The sequence below is a fragment of the Pseudomonas sp. GM33 genome (genome assembly GCF_000282295.1).
Lineage (GTDB): Bacteria > Pseudomonadota > Gammaproteobacteria > Pseudomonadales > Pseudomonadaceae > Aquipseudomonas > Aquipseudomonas laurylsulfatiphila.
In genome coordinates, this window is record NZ_AKJO01000050.1 from 1 (window position 1) to 18746 (window position 18746).

The 18746-nt window shown below is 61.8% G+C and carries 15 protein-coding genes; 9 read left to right on the top strand and 6 right to left on the bottom strand.

Annotated elements, in window-relative coordinates:
- Window positions 1–72 precede the first annotated feature (72 nt).
- Together PMI26_RS22125 and PMI26_RS22120 are read right to left on the bottom strand one after the other, a co-directional pair.
- A complete protein-coding gene (locus PMI26_RS22125; protein WP_007972150.1) occupies window positions 73–1356 on the bottom strand; it encodes a Zn-dependent hydrolase in 1284 nt (427 codons plus the stop codon).
- 142 nt (window positions 1357–1498) lie between these two features.
- Window positions 1499–2983, bottom strand: a complete 1485-nt coding sequence (locus PMI26_RS22120) for an NCS1 family nucleobase:cation symporter-1 (protein ID WP_007972151.1) — start codon at window positions 2981–2983, stop codon at window positions 1499–1501.
- 543 nt (window positions 2984–3526) lie between these two features.
- Between PMI26_RS22120 and hydA the strand changes: the two genes are divergently transcribed.
- From hydA to preA, 3 genes are all read left to right on the top strand, one after another.
- The gene (gene hydA / locus PMI26_RS22115) at window positions 3527–4966 is read left to right on the top strand and encodes a dihydropyrimidinase (RefSeq protein WP_007972153.1); all 1440 of its coding nucleotides are present in this window, start codon (window positions 3527–3529) and stop codon (window positions 4964–4966) included.
- 161 nt (window positions 4967–5127) lie between these two features.
- Window positions 5128–6495, top strand: coding sequence for an NAD(P)-dependent oxidoreductase (locus PMI26_RS22110; protein WP_007972154.1), 1368 nt, complete (start codon window positions 5128–5130; stop codon window positions 6493–6495).
- Complete coding sequence (gene preA, locus PMI26_RS22105) at window positions 6496–7770, top strand: NAD-dependent dihydropyrimidine dehydrogenase subunit PreA (protein ID WP_007972157.1); 1275 nt, start codon at window positions 6496–6498, stop codon at window positions 7768–7770.
- Between the two features lie 124 nt (window positions 7771–7894).
- Here preA and PMI26_RS22100 read toward each other — a convergent pair whose 3' ends face one another.
- Window positions 7895–8515 (bottom strand): TetR/AcrR family transcriptional regulator, encoded by a 621-nt coding sequence (locus PMI26_RS22100; protein WP_007972160.1) that lies wholly within the window; start codon window positions 8513–8515, stop codon window positions 7895–7897.
- 135 nt (window positions 8516–8650) lie between these two features.
- On the opposite strand from PMI26_RS22100, the gene copC reads away from it, so the two are divergent.
- The 6 genes from copC (at window position 8651) to PMI26_RS22070 (ending at window position 14505) form a co-directional block, all read left to right on the top strand.
- Window positions 8651–9016: a copper homeostasis periplasmic binding protein CopC gene (copC, locus tag PMI26_RS22095; protein WP_007972162.1), complete on the top strand. Its 366-nt coding sequence runs from the start codon at window positions 8651–8653 to the stop codon at window positions 9014–9016.
- 3 nt (window positions 9017–9019) lie between these two features.
- Window positions 9020–9877, top strand: coding sequence for a copper homeostasis membrane protein CopD (gene copD, locus PMI26_RS22090; RefSeq protein ID WP_007972164.1), 858 nt, complete (start codon window positions 9020–9022; stop codon window positions 9875–9877).
- A gap of 314 nt (window positions 9878–10191) precedes the next feature.
- Window positions 10192–11487, top strand: coding sequence for an OprD family porin (locus tag PMI26_RS22085; RefSeq protein ID WP_007972166.1), 1296 nt, complete (start codon window positions 10192–10194; stop codon window positions 11485–11487).
- Window positions 11488–11768: 281 nt separating this feature from the next.
- Window positions 11769–12593: an NAD-dependent epimerase/dehydratase family protein gene (locus tag PMI26_RS22080; protein ID WP_007972168.1), complete on the top strand. Its 825-nt coding sequence runs from the start codon at window positions 11769–11771 to the stop codon at window positions 12591–12593.
- A gap of 52 nt (window positions 12594–12645) precedes the next feature.
- Window positions 12646–13533, top strand: a complete 888-nt coding sequence (locus PMI26_RS22075) for an SMP-30/gluconolactonase/LRE family protein (RefSeq protein WP_007972170.1) — start codon at window positions 12646–12648, stop codon at window positions 13531–13533.
- An 87-nt stretch (window positions 13534–13620) separates the two neighbouring features.
- Entirely contained in the window at window positions 13621–14505 is an 885-nt protein-coding gene (locus PMI26_RS22070) for an aldose 1-epimerase (protein WP_007972172.1), read from the top strand.
- Here PMI26_RS22070 and PMI26_RS22065 read toward each other — a convergent pair.
- From PMI26_RS22065 to pqqE, 3 genes are all read right to left on the bottom strand, one after another.
- Complete coding sequence (locus PMI26_RS22065; protein WP_007972173.1) at window positions 14481–16217, bottom strand: PAS domain-containing hybrid sensor histidine kinase/response regulator; 1737 nt, start codon at window positions 16215–16217, stop codon at window positions 14481–14483. The two genes, PMI26_RS22070 and PMI26_RS22065, sit on opposite strands and share 25 nt — an antisense overlap.
- Window positions 16201–17364, bottom strand: a complete 1164-nt coding sequence (gene ercA, locus PMI26_RS22060) for an alcohol dehydrogenase-like regulatory protein ErcA (RefSeq protein WP_007972176.1) — start codon at window positions 17362–17364, stop codon at window positions 16201–16203. The genes PMI26_RS22065 and ercA overlap by 17 nt, the downstream gene beginning before the upstream one ends.
- 234 nt (window positions 17365–17598) lie before the next feature.
- Entirely contained in the window at window positions 17599–18741 is a 1143-nt protein-coding gene (gene pqqE / locus PMI26_RS22055; RefSeq protein WP_033047587.1) for a pyrroloquinoline quinone biosynthesis protein PqqE, read from the bottom strand.
- Between the last annotated feature and the right edge of the window lie 5 nt (window positions 18742–18746).

Genomic DNA, 18746 nt, shown 5'->3' on the forward strand with positions numbered 1-18746 from the left:
CACTACACGGCAGCTCCTACATAAGAACGCATTCCCCTGTAGGAGCTGCCGCAGGCTGCGATCTTTTGATCTTCAGGCCGCCAGTTTCCCCTTCGCGATGGCCTCAGAAGCCGCCAGCATCGCCCGCAACAACACCGCACACCCGGCCGCCAGGTCATCCGGCGCGGCGTTTTCGATTTCGTTGTGGCTGATGCCGCCTTCGCAGGGCACAAAGATCATCCCCGCCGGACCGAGCTCGGCGAGGAAGATCGCGTCGTGCCCTGCCCCACTGACAATGTCCATGTGCGACAGGCCCAGGCCTTGGGCGGCACCGCGCACAGCCTCGACGCAGCCCTTGTCGAAGTACAACGGCGGGAAGTCGGCAGTCGGGGTGAGTTCGAAGGTCAGGCCATGTTCGTCGCAGGTGGTTTCGATGACTTCACGCACTTCGGCGATCATCGAGTCCAGGCGTTCCGGTTCCAGGTGGCGGAAGTCCAGGGTCATGCGCACTTCGCCGGGAATGACATTGCGCGAGCCGGGATAGGCTTGCAGACAACCGACGGTGCCACAGGCATGGGGTTGATGGCTGAGGGCGGCGCGGTTGAGCGCACCGACGATCACCGCGGCGCCGACCAGGGCGTCCTTGCGCAGGTGCATCGGGGTCGGGCCGGCGTGGGCTTCGACGCCACGCAGTTTCAGGTCGAACCATTTCTGCCCGAGAGCGCCCATGACCACGCCAATGGTCTTGCGTTCGTCTTCCAGGATCGGGCCTTGCTCGATGTGGGCTTCGAAATAGGCCCCGACCTTGTGACCGCTGACTTTACGCGGGCCGGCGTAGCCAATGGCATTCAACGCCTCACCCACGGTCACGCCATCGGCATCGACCTTGGCCAGGGTTTCTTCGAGGGTGAATTTTTCCGCGAACACGCCGGAGCCCATCATGCACGGGGCAAAGCGCGAGCCTTCTTCGTTGGTCCAGACCACCACCTCCAGCGGTGCTTCGGTTTCGATGTTCAGGTCATTGAGGGTGCGCAGCACCTCGACCCCCGCCAATACACCGAAGCAGCCATCGAACTTGCCGCCGGTGGGCTGGGTGTCGATGTGGCTGCCGGTCATCACCGGTGGCAGGTCGGGATTGCGCCCGGGGCGTCGGGCGAAGATGTTGCCGATCGCGTCGATGCTGACGGTGCAGCCGGCATCGACACACCATTTGACGAAGATGTCCCGGGCCTGGCGATCGAGATCGGTCAGGGCCAGGCGACACACCCCACCCTTGACCGTGGCGCCGAGTTTGGCCAGGTCCATGAGCGACTGCCACAGGCGGTCGCGGTTGATGTGTTGATGGCTGGACTGCAGAACGTCGACGGCCGCGTTCATGATGATCTCCTCTGGCTGTTCTTGTGTGTTTCTTCAGGCAGTGCTTTGGTGATTGTGCGGCCGCCTTCGCGAGCAAGCCCGCTCCCACAGGGGGAATGCATTCCAAATGTGGGAGCGGGCTTGCTCGCGAAGAGGCCAGCCGCTACACCGCAGATTTCGCAACAGACGGGCTGGGCCGCATCACACTCAACCCGTAATAGATCACCCCTCCCAAAATCGAGCCGGTGAACCAGCCGTAGCTGTAGAACCAGCTGAAGGCATCGCTGCCAAGCGACAGCAGCGTCAACGCCACCGGCACACCGAAGGCCATGAAACCGCTCCAGTTCCACGCCGGATACACGTCATCGCGGTACAGGCCGGCAAGGTCCAGTTGCTGTTTCTTGATCAGGAAATAGTCCACCACCATGATCCCGGCGATCGGCCCGAGCAGGCTGGAATAGCCGAGCAACCAGTTGGAATAAACGGTTTCCAGGCTGAGATCGGAAACGATCAGGCCAAGTTTTTTCAGCAGTTCATGAGCCATCAACGCCAAGCCGACGAAGCCGGTCAGCAGCACGGCGTTGGTGCGGTTGATCACCTTGGGGGCGATGTTCTGAAAGTCATTGGTCGGCGACACGATATTCGCTGCGGTATTGGTCGACAGCGTGGCGATGATGATCAGCGCCATGGCCAGTGCGACCCACACCGGGCTCTGGATATGGCCGATCAGGGTCACCGGATCGGAAACCGTCACGCCCACCAGCTTCACCGAGGCCGCTGTCATCACCACACCCAGGGAAGCAAACAGGAACATGGTCAGCGGCAGGCCGATGATCTGCCCGACAATCTGATCCTTCTGGCTTTTCGCGTAGCGGCTGAAGTCCGGAATGTTCAGTGACAGCGTGGCCCAGAAGCCGACCATCGCGGTCAGCCCGGCGGCGAAATAACTGGCCACCCCGGCGCCTTCGGGACGCTTGGCCGGAATCGCCAGCAACTCGGTCATCGACACGTTCGGCATGGCCCAGACCAGCAGCCCTGCGCCCACCAGTACCAACAGCGGTGCAGACAGGGTTTCCAGCCATTTGATCGACTCGGCGCCGCGTATCACCACCCACAGGTTCAGCGCCCAGAACACCATGAAGCCGATGACCTCGCCAGTGCCGCCCAGGGACTTCCAGCCCTCAAACACCGAGCCGAGGAACAGGTGAATCGCCAACCCGCCGAACATGGTCTGGATGCCGAACCAGCCGCACGCCACCAGCGCGCGGATCAGGCACGGAATGTTGGAACCGAGCACGCCGAAGGACGAGCGCAGCAACACCGGAAAGGGAATGCCGTACTTGGTGCCGGGAAAGGCGTTCAGGGTCAGGGGAATCAGCACGATGATGTTGGCAAACAGAATCGCCAGCAGCGCTTCGCCGACGGTCAGACCGAAGTACGCGGTCAGCACGCCACCGAGGGTGTAGGTCGGCACGCAGATCGCCATGCCCACCCACAGCGCGGTGATGTGCCATTTGTTCCAGGTGCGTTCGCGCACCTTGGTCGGTGCAATGTCATGGTTGTAACGGGGACTGTCGAGGACATCGCTGCCGGCTTCCAGCTCAAACAAGCCGTCGCGCTCGGTCACTTGCGATCTGATCTGTTGCATGGCCGCTCCACTGTTCTTTGAATTATTTTTTTGCTCATCGGGGGCTGGCGGCATCAATAAACGTGCCGGGTGCCCCGATTACGCATCGGGCAGTTCCATAAACACATTACAACCCACTGATGTTTATCAGTTTTATTCGCTGACTCGACTATTTGTCAGGCCACTCAGGCCGAACGCCAGGCAAGTTGTCCGGACAGTCAGGACTCAAACTGGTGCGTTGATCTTTTTTTCAATGGCTGCGCATCAACCATAGACCATACTCAAACAGCTGATTTCACATAAGAAATCTTGACTATTTTTCGATCCTGTCAAGTGCGTCAAAATGGTGAGGTCGTTCACCATTTTGGTGATTCTTTGATTTAATCGTTAGATATCAATAAGTTAATAACTGCATAAGCTTATAAAAAATATTCTTGCCGATTCGAATAACTGCAGCTAGCGTTTAATCCTGACAGCGATGACAGGAATACACCTGTTGACGCTGGCGTCATATAAAACATCTAGAACCGGCACAAGCCGGTCATTGCCTGCGAGGAACTCGGAATGTCTCTGTTGATCCGTGGCGCCACCGTTATTACCCATGATGAAAGTTATCGCGCCGATGTGTATTGCGCAGACGGCGTGATCAAGGCCATCGGCGAAAACCTCGATATCCCCGCAGGCTCCGAAGTGCTCGACGGCAGCGGCCAATACCTGATGCCCGGCGGTATCGACCCGCACACCCACATGCAACTGCCCTTCATGGGCACCGTGGCCAGCGAAGACTTCTACAGTGGCACGGCGGCGGGACTGGCCGGCGGCACCACCTCGATCATCGACTTCGTGATTCCCAACCCGCAGCAATCCTTGCTTGAAGCCTTCCATCAGTGGCGCGGCTGGGCCGAGAAGTCGGCGTCGGACTACGGCTTTCACGTCGCCATCACCTGGTGGAGCGACCAGGTCCGCGAGGAAATGGCCGAACTGGTCAGCCAGCACGGCGTCAACAGCTTCAAGCACTTCATGGCCTACAAGAACGCGATCATGGCCGCCGATGACACCCTGGTGGCGAGCTTCGAACGCTGCCTGGAACTGGGCGCGGTGCCGACCGTGCATGCGGAAAACGGCGAACTGGTCTATCACCTGCAACGCAAGCTGATGGCCCAGGGCATCACCGGGCCGGAAGCGCATCCGCTGTCGCGGCCGTCACAGGTTGAAGGCGAGGCCGCGAGCCGGGCGATCCGCATCGCCGAAACCCTGGGTACGCCGCTGTATCTGGTCCATGTCTCGACCAGGGAAGCCCTCGACGAAATCACCTACGCCCGGGGCAAGGGCCAGCCGGTGTACGGCGAAGTGCTGGCCGGGCACCTGCTGTTGGACGACAGTGTCTACCGCCACCCGGACTGGCAAACCGCCGCCGGTTACGTGATGAGCCCGCCATTCCGCCCTCGCGGTCATCAAGAGGCGCTCTGGCATGGCCTGCAATCGGGCAACCTGCACACCACCGCCACCGACCACTGCTGCTTCTGCGCCGAGCAAAAAGCCGCCGGCCGCGACGACTTCAGCAAGATCCCCAACGGCACCGCCGGCATCGAAGACCGCATGGCAGTGTTGTGGGATGAAGGGGTGAACAGCGGACGCTTTTCGATGCAGCAATTCGTCGCGCTGACGTCCACCAACACCGCGAAGATCTTCAACCTCTACCCACGCAAGGGCGCGATTCGCGTGGGGGCCGATGCCGACCTGGTGCTGTGGGACCCGCAAGGCACGCGGACCATTTCCGCCAAGACCCACCATCAGCAGGTGGACTTCAACATCTTCGAAGGCAAGACCGTGCGCGGCGTGCCCAGTCACACCATCAGCCAGGGCCGCGTGGTCTGGGCCGACGGCGACCTGCGGGCCGAGCGTGGCGCCGGGCGCTACATCGAACGGCCGGCGTACCCGGCGGTGTTTGATTTGCTGAGCAAGCGAGCCGAGCTGAATCAGCCGGTTGCGGTGAAGCGCTGAGAGCGGCCTGCGGCCTATCGCGAGCAAGCTCGCTCCCACAGGTTTTGTGAACACCCGAGATCCTGTGGGAGCGGGCTTGCTCGCGAAGAGGCCCGCACAGACAACACAAAAAACAATGCCCATTCAGAGGCAGCACCTCAAATAACCGTGAGGCCAACACCGTGATCAAGACCCTGGACCACCTCCCGCATCCCGTCGAGAATGCGGCCGCCCTCGCCGGCCATTTCACCGATCTGGCACCGCCACTCAATGAGCGCCAGGCGCACCTCGAAGCTTCGCGCTGCCTGTATTGCTACGACGCGCCCTGCGTGAATGCCTGCCCGAGCGAAATCGACATTCCCTCGTTCATCCGCAATATCCAGCAGGACAACGTGCAAGGCGCCGCGCAGAAGATCCTCTCGGCCAACATCCTCGGCGGCAGTTGCGCCCGGGTGTGCCCGACGGAAATCCTTTGCCAGCAAGCCTGCGTGCGCAACAACGCTCACGAATGCGCACCGGTCATGATCGGCCTGTTGCAGCGCTACGCCGTGGACAACGCCCATTTCAGTACTCACCCATTCCCGCGTGCGGCCGCCACCGGCAAACGCATCGCCGTGGTGGGCGCCGGTCCGGCCGGATTGTCCTGCGCCCACCGCAGCGCCATGCACGGGCATGACGTGGTGATCTTCGAGGCACGGGAAAAGGCTGGCGGCCTCAACGAATACGGGATCGCCAAATACAAACTGGTGGATGACTACGCGCAACGGGAGCTTGAGTTCCTGCTGGAAATCGGCGGAATCGAAATCCGCCACGGGCACAAACTCGGGGACAACCTGACCCTCAGCGACCTGCATCAACAGTTCGATGCGGTGTTCCTCGGCCTCGGGCTCAACGCCAGCAAGCAACTGGGCCTGGCCCACGAAGACGCGCCCGGCCTGCTCGCCGCCACCGACTACATCCGCGAACTGCGCCAGGCCGATGACCTGAGCCAATTGCCCCTGGCCGACCATTGCATCGTCCTCGGCGCGGGCAACACCGCCATCGACATGGCCGTGCAAATGGCCCGTCTCGGCGCCCGTGACGTGAACCTGGTGTACCGGCGCGGCGTCGAAGACATGGGCGCCACCCATCACGAACAGGAGATTGCCAAGGCCAATCAGGTGCGGCTGATGACCTGGGCGCAACCTGAAGAAGTGCTGCTCGATGACCACGGCCGGGTGCGCGGCATGCGTTTCGCCCGCACCCACCTGGTCGAAGGGCGCCTGCAAACCACCGGTGAAACCTTCGAACTGGCCGCCGACGCGATCTTCAAGGCCATCGGCCAGGCCTTCGACAGCGACGCCCTCGCCGATCCGCTGGCACGCGAACTCACGCGTCAGGGCGAGCGCATCGCAGTCGACGAACAGCTGCGCACCAGCATCCCCGGCGTGTATGCCGGCGGCGACTGCACCAGTCTCGATCAAGACCTGACGGTGCAAGCGGTGCAACACGGCAAGCGCGCCGCCGAGGCGATCAACACTCAACTGATGCTCAACGTGGAGGCTGCGTAAATGGCCGATCTGTCGATTGTCTTCGCCGGCATCAAGGCACCCAATCCGTTCTGGCTGGCCTCCGCGCCACCTACCGACAAAGCCTATAACGTGGTCCGCGCCTTCGAGGCCGGCTGGGGCGGCGTGGTCTGGAAAACCCTGGGGGAAGATCCGGCGGCGGTAAACGTGTCGTCGCGCTACTCGGCGCACTTCGGGGCGAACAGGGAGGTGCTGGGCTTTAACAACATCGAACTGATCACCGACCGCTCGCTGGAGATCAACCTGCGGGAAATCACCCAGGTCAAAAAGGACTGGCCGGATCGTGCGCTGATCGTGTCCTTGATGGTGCCCTGCGTCGAGGAATCCTGGAAACACATCCTGCCGCTGGTGGAGGCCACGGGTGCCGACGGCATCGAACTGAACTTCGGTTGCCCCCACGGCATGCCGGAACGTGGCATGGGCGCGGCGGTCGGCCAGGTGCCGGAATACGTGGAACAGGTCACCCGCTGGTGCAAGACCTATTGCTCGCTGCCGGTGATCGTCAAGCTCACGCCGAACATCACCGACATCCGCGTCGCCGCCCGCGCGGCCCACCGTGGCGGTGCCGATGCGGTGTCGCTGATCAACACCATCAACTCTATCACCAGCGTCAACCTCGAACGCATGGTGGCCAACCCCATGGTCGGCAGCCAAAGCACCCATGGCGGTTACTGTGGCTCGGCCGTCAAGCCGATTGCCTTGAACATGGTCGCCGAAATCGCCCGTGACCCGCAGACCCAAGGTCTGCCGATCAGCGGCATCGGCGGCATCGGCAACTGGCGCGACGCCGCGGAATTCATCGCGTTGGGCAGCGGCGCGGTGCAGGTGTGCACGGCGGCGATGCTGCATGGCTTCCGGATTGTCGAAGACATGAAGGACGGATTGTCACGCTGGATGGACACTCAGGGCTACGCCAGCATCGCGGAATTTTCCGGGCGCGCGGTGGGCAACACCACGGACTGGAAGTACCTGGACATCAACTACCAGGTGATCGCGAAAATCGACCAGGAGGCATGCATCGGCTGTGGTCGTTGCCACATTGCCTGTGAGGACACCTCGCACCAGGCCGTGGCCAGCCTCAAGCAAGCGGATGGCACGCACAAGTACCAGGTGATCGATGAGGAGTGCGTGGGCTGCAACCTGTGCCAGATCACCTGCCCGGTGCAGGACTGTATCGAGATGGTGCCGGTGGAGACTGGCAAGCCGTTCCTGGACTGGAATCATGATCCGAGGAATCCGTATCACGTTAGCCCTTGAGGCCAGCTGCGCCTGAACTGACGCCATCGCGAGCAAGCTCGCTCCCACAGGGATCGTATTAACACTGAGATCCCCTGTGGGAGCGAGCTTGCTCGCGATGGCGTCAGCCGGTACAACACAGACCTCAAGGCTCCAACCCGATCCCCCGCAAAATCACACTGGTCACCGTCTGCACTGCTTTTTCAAATTGCATGTCCGACAGCGGTTGGTGGTCGTTGAGAATAGTCACCTGGTGATCGAAGTCGGCATAGTGCTGGGTCGAGGCCCAGATCATGTACAGCAGGCTCGACGGCTCCACCGGCAGGATGCGTTTGTCGTCCACCCACTGGCGGATTTTCGCTTCCTTCATCTTGGCCCAGTCGTACAGGCTTGCATCCAGCGCTGCGCCGAGGGTCGGCGCGCCGTGGATGATTTCGTTGGCCCAGACTTTCGAACCATAAGGCCGGCTGCGGGAATGGTTCATCTTGGCGCGGATGTAGCTGCTGAGTACCACGCGCGGGTCGTCGAACATCTCGAAGCACAGCGCGTCCTGCTTCCAGACTTCCAGCAAATCGAACAGCACCGCGCTGTACAATTCGGTCTTGGTGCTGAAGTAGTAATGCAGATTGGACCGCGGCAGTTGCACTTCAGCGGCGATGTCAGCCATGGCCGTGCTGCCGAAGCCCTTTTCAGCGAAGACCTTTTCCGCCCCCAGCAGGATTTTTTCGACGTTACTGCGACGAATCTCGATCTTGTGATTGCCCATGCGGGTCCCCGACAACAGCGTTGAGCAAGACTAGCATCCGCTCTGGACTGCGGCGACAGGGGAAAACGAATCTTCGTACAGCCGCTGTCGGAAAGCTAAACTCTGCGCACTTGGAAACCGCCTGAGGTACTCACGATGCTGCTGAAGAAAACCCTGACCGTCGCTGCCCTGCTCGGCTCGCTGCTCGCCGCTTCTTCGGTGTTGGCCCACGCCCACCTGAAAAGCCAGATACCGGCCGCCGACAGCACCGTGACCGCGCCAACGCAATTGCGCCTGGAGTTCTCCGAGGGTATCGAGGCCAGTTTCACCAAAGTCACCCTGACCCGGGATGGCGCACCCGTGACGGTCAAAGCACTGGCCACCGAAGGCAGCGACAAGAAGACCCTGGTCGTCACCCCGGTCGCGCCGTTGACCGCCGGTACCTACAAGGTCGAATGGCACGCGGTATCGGTCGATACCCACAAAAGCGAAGGTGCCTACGCCTTCAAGGTTGGCCAGTAACTCATGGCGAGTGCGCTGGTGCTGTGCCGCTTCCTGCATTTCATCGTGGTGCTGATGCTGTTCGGGGCCTGGCTGTTCAGGCCCTTGCTATCCAGTGACGAAAGCGCACTGGATCAGCGCCTGGCACGCACCTGCCGCTGGCTGGCCGTGGTGGCGCTGGCCAGCGGTGTCTGCTGGTTGTTGCTGATTACCGCGAGCATGGCCGGGGCCTGGGACGCGGCCTTCGATCCGTCGACCCTGGGCCTGGTGCTGGGCAATACCTTTTTCGGCCAGGTCTGGCGCTGGCATTTGCTGATTAACCTCGCGTTGGTGGTGTTGCTGCTGACTCCCTTGCGCGCAAGCCTTGCACTGCGCCTGAGCCTCAGCGGCCTGCTGCTGGCCACCCTGGCCCCGGTCGGTCACGGCGCCATGCTCGATGGCAGCGCAGGCCAGCTGCTGATCCTCAATCAACTGATCCACTTGTTCTGCGTGGGTGCCTGGCTCGGCGGCCTGTTGTTGCTGGTGATGATTCTGCGACAGCCTGCGGGGCATTCGATCCAGGTGATGTTGCAGCGTTTCAGCGGCGTCGGTTACGGCCTGGTCGCCGGACTGCTGATCACCGGGCTGATCAATGTAAGGGTGCTCACCGGGGCGTTCTGGCCGACGCCGTTGTTCAGCGGGTTTGCGCTGATCCTGTTGATCAAGGCAACGTTGGTGGCGACGATGCTGGGCCTGGCTTTGTTCAATCGCTTGCGGATCAATGATTGCGAGCAGCGTCTGCAAGCATTGCGCACCAGCGTGATGCTGGAGTGGATGCTGGGGCTTGGTGCAGTGGCGGCGGTTTCGCTGCTGGGTACCCTGCCCCCCATGATTTCCAGCTGACAATCCATTCCCTGTGGGAGCGAGCCTTTGTGGCGAGGGGGCTTGTCGGAACGCCGCACCGCCCCGTTCGGCTGCGAAGCAGTCGTAATTACCAACTCCTCGATATACCTGAAAGATCACAGGGGCCGCTACGCGCCCCAACGGGGGCAAGCCCCCTCGCCACAAAAGCGCGCTGCCGCAAAATCTAATCCACCCCGCACCAAGTCATCGTATAACTTCCGATTGACAACCCCCAAAAATCCCGCAAATATCGCTCAAAATGTTGTACGACGACGTATGACAACAATAAAAACAAGAAACAAGGGAGCGTCACAGTGAGCAAGCTCGTCCGTAATTCGTCTGCCCGTTCTTCGCGTGCAAACCTTTCTCGTCGTCAAACCTTGAGCCTGATCGGCTGCAGCGGGCTGGCCCTCGTCTTGCCCATCAACGCCCAAGCCGCAGGTTTCACCGACGACGCCAAGGCCACGCTGAACCTGCGCAACGCCTACTTCAACCGCAATTACATCAACCCGGCCTACCCCCAGGGCAAGGCTGAAGAGTGGACGCAAAACTTCATCCTCGATGCCAGGTCCGGGTTCACCCAGGGCACCGTGGGTTTCGGTGTCGATGTATTGGGCCTGTATTCGCAGAAGCTCGATGGCGGCAAGGGCACTGGCGGCACGCAGCTGTTGCCGATCCACGACGACGGCCGCCCGGCCGACAATTTCGGCCGCCTGGGCGTGGCGCTCAAAGGCAAGATTTCGAAAACCGAATTGAAGGTCGGCGAATGGATGCCGGTGCTGCCGATCCTGCGTTCCGACGATGGCCGCTCACTGCCGCAGACCTTCCAGGGCGCCCAGGTGACGTCCACCGAAATCAGCGGCCTGACGCTGTATGGCGGTCAATTCCGGAAAAACAGCCCGCGCAATGACGCGAGCATGGAAGACATGTTCATGAACGGAAAAACGGCGTTCACTTCAGACCGTTTCAACTTCGGCGGCGGTGAATACGCATTCAATGAAAAGCGCACGCAGGTCGGCGTCTGGTACTCGGAACTCAGCGACATTTACCAGCAGCAATACTTCAACCTGACCCACAGCCAGCCCGTCGGCGACTGGACCCTTGGCGCCAACCTGGGCTACTTCATCGGCAAGGAAGACGGCAGCGCCAAGGCCGGTGACCTCGACAACAAGACCGCGTTTGCCCTGCTCTCGGCCAAATATGGCGGCAACACCTTCTATGTCGGCCTGCAAAAACTCACCGGCGACGACGTGTGGATGCGGGTCAACGGCACCAGCGGCGGCACCCTGGCCAACGACAGCTACAACTCCAGCTATGACAACGCCCGGGAGAAATCCTGGCAGGTGCGCCACGACTACAACTTCGTCGCCCTCGGCATTCCCGGCCTGACCCTGATGAACCGCTACATCAGTGGTGACAACGTGCACACAGGCGCGATCACCGACGGCAAGGAATGGGGTCGCGAATCCGAACTGGCCTACACGGTGCAGAGCGGTGTGCTGAAAAACCTCAACGTGAAATGGCGTAACGCGAGTATCCGCAAGAGTTTCAGCACCAACGAATTCGATGAAAACCGCATTTTCATCAGCTACCCGATTTCGTTGTTGTAAATCATAGGCATCAACACCAGCCCCTGTAGGAGCGAGCTTGCTCGCGATGAACCCGAGAACGCCACGGGGTATCAGGTTTCCAGCGTTATCGTTGACGACCATCGCGAGCAAGCTCGCTCCCACAGAACAGAGCAGGACAGGACAGGACAGGACAGGACGACCCTCCGTCAATTTCCACCCATGCCGCGTTGACAAGCAGCGGAGACCCTAACGATACTTCACCCAAGTCATACGACAACCTACAACAAATCAATAACAACAACCGCGCACCCAGGATTCCCATGACGACCACAGCAACCGCCCGCCCCCCTTTCAACCGCCTGCTGCTGACCGGCGCCGCCGGTGGCCTCGGCAAAGTCCTGCGCGAAAGCCTGCGCCCTTACGCCAATGTCATTCGCCTGTCGGACATCGCCGACATCGCGCCCGCCATCGATGATCGCGAAGAAGTGATGCCGTGCGACCTCGCCGACAAGCAAGCGGTGCATCAACTGGTCGAAGGCGTGGACGCAATCCTGCACTTCGGCGGTGTGTCGACCGAGCACTCGTTCGAAGAGATCCTCGGCGCCAACATCTGTGGCGTGTTCCACATCTACGAAGCCGCGCGCCGCCACGGGGTGAAGCGGGTGATCTTCGCCAGTTCCAACCACGTGATCGGCTTCTACCGGCAGGACGAAGTCATTGACGCCCACTCCCCTCGCCGCCCCGACAGCTACTACGGCCTGTCCAAGTCCTACGGCGAAGACATGGCCACGTTCTACTTCGACCGCTATGGCATCGAGACCGTCAGCGTGCGCATCGGCTCCTCGTTCCCCGAGCCGCACAACCGACGGATGATGAGCACCTGGCTGAGTTTCGGCGACCTGACGCAACTGCTCGAACGCGCCTTGTACACCCCGAACGTCGGCCACACCGTGGTCTACGGCGTGTCCGACAACAAGGACGTCTGGTGGGACAACCGCTACGCTACAGCCCTGGGTTTTGTCGCGCAGGACAGCTCCGAACAGTTCCGCGAAAAAATCGAAGCCCAGCCGATGCCTGCCGCCGATGACCCGGCGCGGCTGTACCAGGGCGGCGCCTTCTGCGTAGCCGGCCCGTTCGGTGACTGAACCTTCGCGCCCCGCTTGATCCCCACAACAAAAACCAAGGGAATGAGTTGCCATGCAAGCTGAATTGATTGTCGACGCCCGTAACGCAGTCGGTGAAAGCCCGGTCTGGGTGCCTGAAGAAAGCGCTCTGTACTGGGTCGATATTCCCGCCGGCGGTTTACAGCGCTGGAGTGCCGACACCGGGCAGGTAGATACCTGGAAAACCCCGGAGATGCTCGCTTGCATCGCGCGTCATGCCGACGGCGGCTGGGTCGCCGGCATGGAAAGCGGGTTCTTTCGCCTGCATCCGCGCAACGACGGCAGTCTCGACAGTGAACCCTTGGCCCACGTCGACCATGCCCGCGCCGACATGCGCCTGAACGACGGCCGCTGCGATCGCCAAGGACGCTTCTGGGCCGGCAGCATGGTGCTGAACATGGGCGCCAACGCCGCCAACGGCACGTTGTACCGCTACAGCGCCGGGCAACACGGGCCCCTCGATTCCCGGCTGAGCGGGTTCATCGTGCCCAACGGCCTGGGCTTCAGCCCGGACGGGCGCACCATGTACCTGTCCGACTCCCATCCGCAGGTCCAGCAGATCTGGGCCTTCGACTACGACATCGAAACCGGCACCCCTTCCAACCGCCGCGTGTTCGTTGACATGAACGAGCACGAAGGTCGACCCGACGGTGCGGCAGTCGACGCCGATGGCTGCTACTGGATTTGCGCCAACGACGCCGGCTTGATCCACCGCTTCACACCCGATGGCCGACTTGACCGTTCCCTCGCCGTACCGGTGAAGAAACCCACCATGTGCGCCTTCGGCGGCAGTCGACTGGACACCCTTTTCGTGACCTCGATTCGCCCCGGCGATGACCATGACCTTCAGTCGCTGGCCGGTGGCGTCTTTGCCCTTGATCCCGGGGTGAAGGGATTGCCTGAGCCTTTGTTCAAGTCCTGACGGATCGCAGCCTCGTTGCACCTGTAGGAGCTGTCGAGTGCAACGAGGCTGCGATCTTTCCCCCCTTCCAACGCAGAACGAAAAACAATGAATCTGCTCGAACTCGAAGACGACCTCACCCGCCTCACCCTCGCCCCCGACATTGGCGCCAGCATCGTCAACTGGACCGTGCGCAGCAGCGGCCAGCCCTTGCTGCGCCACGCCGATGAGCACGCCCTGAACACCGGCCTGCCCGGCAAGCTCGGCTGCTTTCCCTTGATCCCCTGGTCCAACCGCATCGCCGAAGACGGCTTCGACTGCCCCGATGGCTGGCTGGCATTGGCGTCCAACAGCCTCACCGATCCCCTGCCGATTCACGGCAGCGCCTGGCAGCAGGCGTGGGATGTGGTTTCCCGGTCGGAAAATGAAGTGGTCCTGCAACTCGACAGCACAACCCCCTTCGCTTATCGCGCCCGCCAGCGTTTCCATTTGAACGCGGGCAAGCTGAGCATCGAATTGAGCGTCACCCATCTGGCCGAACACGCGGCCTGGCATGGACTGGGCCTGCATCCGTATCTGCCACGCACCACCCACACCCGACTGCAGGCCACGGCTCGCGAGGTATGGTTGTGCAACGAGAAAAAACTACCGACGCAACTCAGCGCATTGCCGGTCGAGTGGGATTTTCAGCAGCTCAAGCCATTGCCCGAATCGCTCGTGGACAACGGCTTCTGCGAATGGAACGGCCACTGCCTGATCCGTCAGCCCGACCTCGGATACGAACTGGACTGCCAGGCCACCGGCAGCGATTACTACCTGCTCTACTGCCCGGTGGGCCTGGAATTTTTCTGCATCGAACCGGTGAGCCACCCGGTCAACGCGCACCACCTGCCCGGTCGGCCGGGGTTGCGTTTGCTGGAGCAAGGTCAAGCCATCGAACTGGGCTTGACCCTGCAGTATCGGCCGTTTCAGGCAGATGCCCCCAACAGTTGACTCAGCACCGCTCGCAACTTGCCGGGCTTCACCGGTTTGTTCAACAAGGGCGCGTTGAGCCGCTGCAACGCACGCCGACAATGGTCGGTGCGGTCGGCAGTAATGATCACCGCGGGAATGTCCTGGTGGAAATGCTCACGCAAATGTCGCACCACATCACAGCCGACCACCCCGTGATCGAGGTGGTAGTCCGCGAGAATCAGTTCCGGCGCCTGCCCGCCTAACGCCGCCAGCGCAGCCGCTTCATCGGTGGCAACCAGAACCTCGCAGCCCCACTGCCCGAGCAACGCGCCCATGCTCTGGAGAATGCTCACTTCGTTGTCGATCACCAGTAAACGGCGTCCCGGCAACGGGTTGCCGGTGCCCGGCTGTGGCACCGCCTGGCTCACGGGCAATGGAACCTCATCGGATAACGGCACCTCGATGCTGAACATCGAACCCCGCCCCGGCAACGAGTGAACGCCAATCCTGTAGCCAAGGATCTTGGCGATGCGCTCGACAATCGCCAACCCCAGGCCCACGCCCTTACGGTCGGCGGCGCGGCCGACGTCCAGTTGGTTGAACTCGAGGAAGATCGAATCGAGCCGGTCGGCGGCGATGCCACGCCCGGTGTCCCAGACCTCCAGGCGCAACATCTCGCCCCGACGCCTTGCCGCCAGCAGGATGCTGCCGTCATCGGTGTAGCGGCAGGCATTGCTGAGGAAGTTGCGCAGGATCCGCGTCATCAGGCGCAAGTCGGTGCTGATGGCGTAATCGGCCATGTGCACCCGCAGATTCAAGCCGGCTGCCTGGGCGACGGACTGGAACTCCGACACCAGAGGCCCCAGCAGTTCGTCGAGGCGGTACAACGCGATGTCCGGCTTGACCGCGGCCTGATCGAGCCGGGAAATGTCCAGCAGATCCGTCAGCAGGTCTTCGGCCCCTTCCAGGGCCTGGTGAGTGCGTTCCACCAGCACCTGCTCGGCTTCCGGCAACTTGCGTTCGCGCAAAGTCGAAATCAGCAACCGCGCGGCGTTCAGCGGTTGCAGCAGGTCGTGGCTGGCGGCGGCGAGGTATTTGTCCTTGCTGTGGTTGGCGGCCTCGGCGGCATCGCGGGCATCGCGCAAGGCCTTGGCAATCTGTTTACGCTGGGTGATCTGCTGCTGAAGGTTACGGTTGGCTTCGAGCAATTCATCGGTGCGCGCGACGACGCGCTGCTCCAGTTCGTCATTGAGTTGCTGCAGGCGTCGCTGGGCCAGCTTGCGCTCGGTGATATCGGAGACGAACCCTTCCACCAGGCCTTCCTGGCCGGGCTTGAGCAGCAGGTTCATCAATACATCCAGGTGACTGCCGTCCTTGCGCCGCAAGCGGGTTTCATAGCCGTGCAGGCTGCGCTGGTGCCTGAGGATTTCGCCGATGGCTTCCAGTTCCTGCGCGCCGTCCACGAACAGGGTGCTGCCCAGGTCGGTCAGGGAGAACAGCACCTCCTGCGGGTCCTGGTAGCCGAGCATGTGTGCCAGCGCCGGGTTGGCGGCGCGCATGCCATCGTGCAGGCTGGCCTGGAAGATCCCGTGCACCGCGTTTTCGAACAGCCACTTGTAGCGGTTGCGCTCGGCTTCCAGATCATCCAGGCGCGCGGCCAGTTCCGGGTAATGACTCTTGCGCGCCGAATGGCTGCCCAGCCCCAGCAGCCCGGTCAGGGCCCGTTGTTGCTCGTCAGAGGGCTTCGCCATAGACGACCTCGACATCGCGCTGGCTGGATTCACGCGGGTTGGTCAGGATGCACGGATCGTGCATCGCATGCTGCGACAGGAACGGAATGTCCGAGGTCCGCACGCCATGCAAACCGAGGGTTTCGTGAAAGCCGATGGCGTGCTTGAGGGCGATCAGGTGTTCGACCAGCCGCCCGCAGATCTGCCGGTGATTCAGGCCCCGGCAGTCGATGCCGAACGTCTCGGCGATTACCTTGAAACGCTCTGGTGCCGAGTTGTAATTGAAGGCCACCACATGCTCGACCAGCACCGCGTTGCACAGGCCGTGGGGCAGGTCGAGAAAGCCGCCGAGGCTGTGGGACATGGCATGCACGGCGCCCAGGATGGCGTTGGAAAACGCCAGCCCGGCCTGCATGCTGCCGAGCATGATCTTCTCGCGCAGGGCAATGTCGCTCGGGTTGGCGATCATCTGCACCAGGTTGCCATTGATCAGGCGCATCGCCTCCAGCGCGTGGGGGTCGGTCAGCGGCCCGTGGCCGGTGGACACGAAGGCCTCGATGGCATGCACCAAGGCGTCGATGCCGGTACAGGCCGACAGGAACGGATCCATGCTCAAGGTGGTTTCCGGATCGATCAGCGAAACGTCCGGCACCACGGCCTTGCTGACGATGGAGAACTTCATGCGCTCCTGCTGATTGGAAATGATCACGAATTGCGAGACATCGGCCGAGGTGCCGGCAGTGGTCGGAATCAGGATCAGCGGCGGGCTGGGCACGCGGATGGTGTCCACGCCCTCGAAATCGAGAATGCTGCGGCCATGGGCGACGACAATGCCGATACCCTTGCCGCAGTCCATCGGGCTGCCGCCACCCACGGCGACGATCACGTCGCAGTGGTTTTCCCGGTACATCTCGGCACCGAGCATCACCTCTTCAACCCGAGGGTTGGGCGAGACATCGCTGTACAGGCAGTATTCGATGCCCAGCGCCTGCAGGCTGGCCTCGACATCGGCGACCCAACCGGCGGCGATCACGCCGGGATCACTGACCACCAGGACCTTGCGTGCACCAAAGGTCTTGGCGTAATTGCCGACACTGTGCCGGCTACCGGCACCGAAGATGATTTCAGGGGAAACGAACTTGCGCAGCTGGTTGAGACTCTGGCTCATTGGAAAGCCTGTTTTTATTGTTTTGGAAGGTAGAAACCACACTAAACCATCCTGCTGTGAATGCAATCAGACCAATGGGTAGCACTGCCTGGGGTGTACTCACATTCGAATTCACCGCAGCCCCCCTGTGGGAGCGGGCTTGCCCGCGATAGCTGCCTCACAGTCGACATCAATGTTGAATGTGCCGCCCTCATCGCGAGCAAGCTCGCTCCCACAGGGATCAGTGTCACTGGACTAGCCGCGATAGATCAGCTGCGAAGCCTTCGCGTTGCGCAGCGTCAGGTGTTCGATCCCCATCCCCGGCGCCTCGGCTTCCTCACGGGCCTTGAGGATCACCCCGTGGTGCGGCGACTTGCTGCACACCGGGTCGGCATTGGCGGCATCGCCGGTCAGCATGAAGGCCTGGCAGCGGCACCCGCCCAGGTCCTTGTGCTTTTCGTCGCAGGAGCGGCACGGCTCCTTCATCCAGTCGTCGCCGCGAAAACGATTGAAGCCGAACGAATCGTTCCAGATGTGCGAGAGGCTGTGCTCGCGCACGTTGGGAAACGCTACCGGCAACTGTCGGGCGCTGTGGCAAGGCAAGGCCGTGCCGTCGGGGGTGATGTCGAGAAACAGGTTGGCCCAGCCGTTCATGCAGGTCTTGGGACGTTCCTCGTAGTAGTCCGGGGTGACGAAGATCAGCTTGCACGGGTGGCCCTGGGCTTCAAGGCGTTCGCGGTATTGGTTAGTGATGCGCTCGGCGCGCTGCAATTGCTCGCGGGTGGGCAGCAGGCCGACGCGGTTGAGTTCAGCCCAGCCATAGAACTGGCAGGTGGCCAATTCGACAAAGTCCGCCTCCAGTTCCAGGCACAGCTCGATGATCTGCGCGATGCGGTCGATGTTGTGCCGATGGGTGACGAAGTTCAGCACCATCGGATAGCCCTGGGCTTTCACCGCACGGGCCATGGCGAGTTTCTGGGCAAAGGCCTTGCGCGAGCCGGCGAGCATGTTGTTCACCGCTTCGTCGGCGGCCTGGAAGCTGATCTGGATATGGTCCAGCCCGGCCACCTTGAAGTCGCGCACCTTCTGCTCGGTCAGGCCGATGCCGGAGGTGATCAGATTGGTGTAGTAGCCCATGTCCCGGGCGGCCTTGATCAGTTCGGCGAGGTCCTGTCGCACCAGCGGCTCACCACCGGAAAAGCCCAATTGCGCGGCGCCCATGTCCCGCGCCTCGCGGAATACGCGAATCCATTCTTGCGTGCTCAGTTCCTCGCCGTGCCGGGCAAAGTCCAACGGATTGGAGCAATAGGGGCACTGCAACGGGCAGCGGTAAGTCAGCTCGGCGAGCAGCCACAACGGCGGGCCGGGCAGCGTCTCACTCCATCCAGAATTGCGCATGGGGC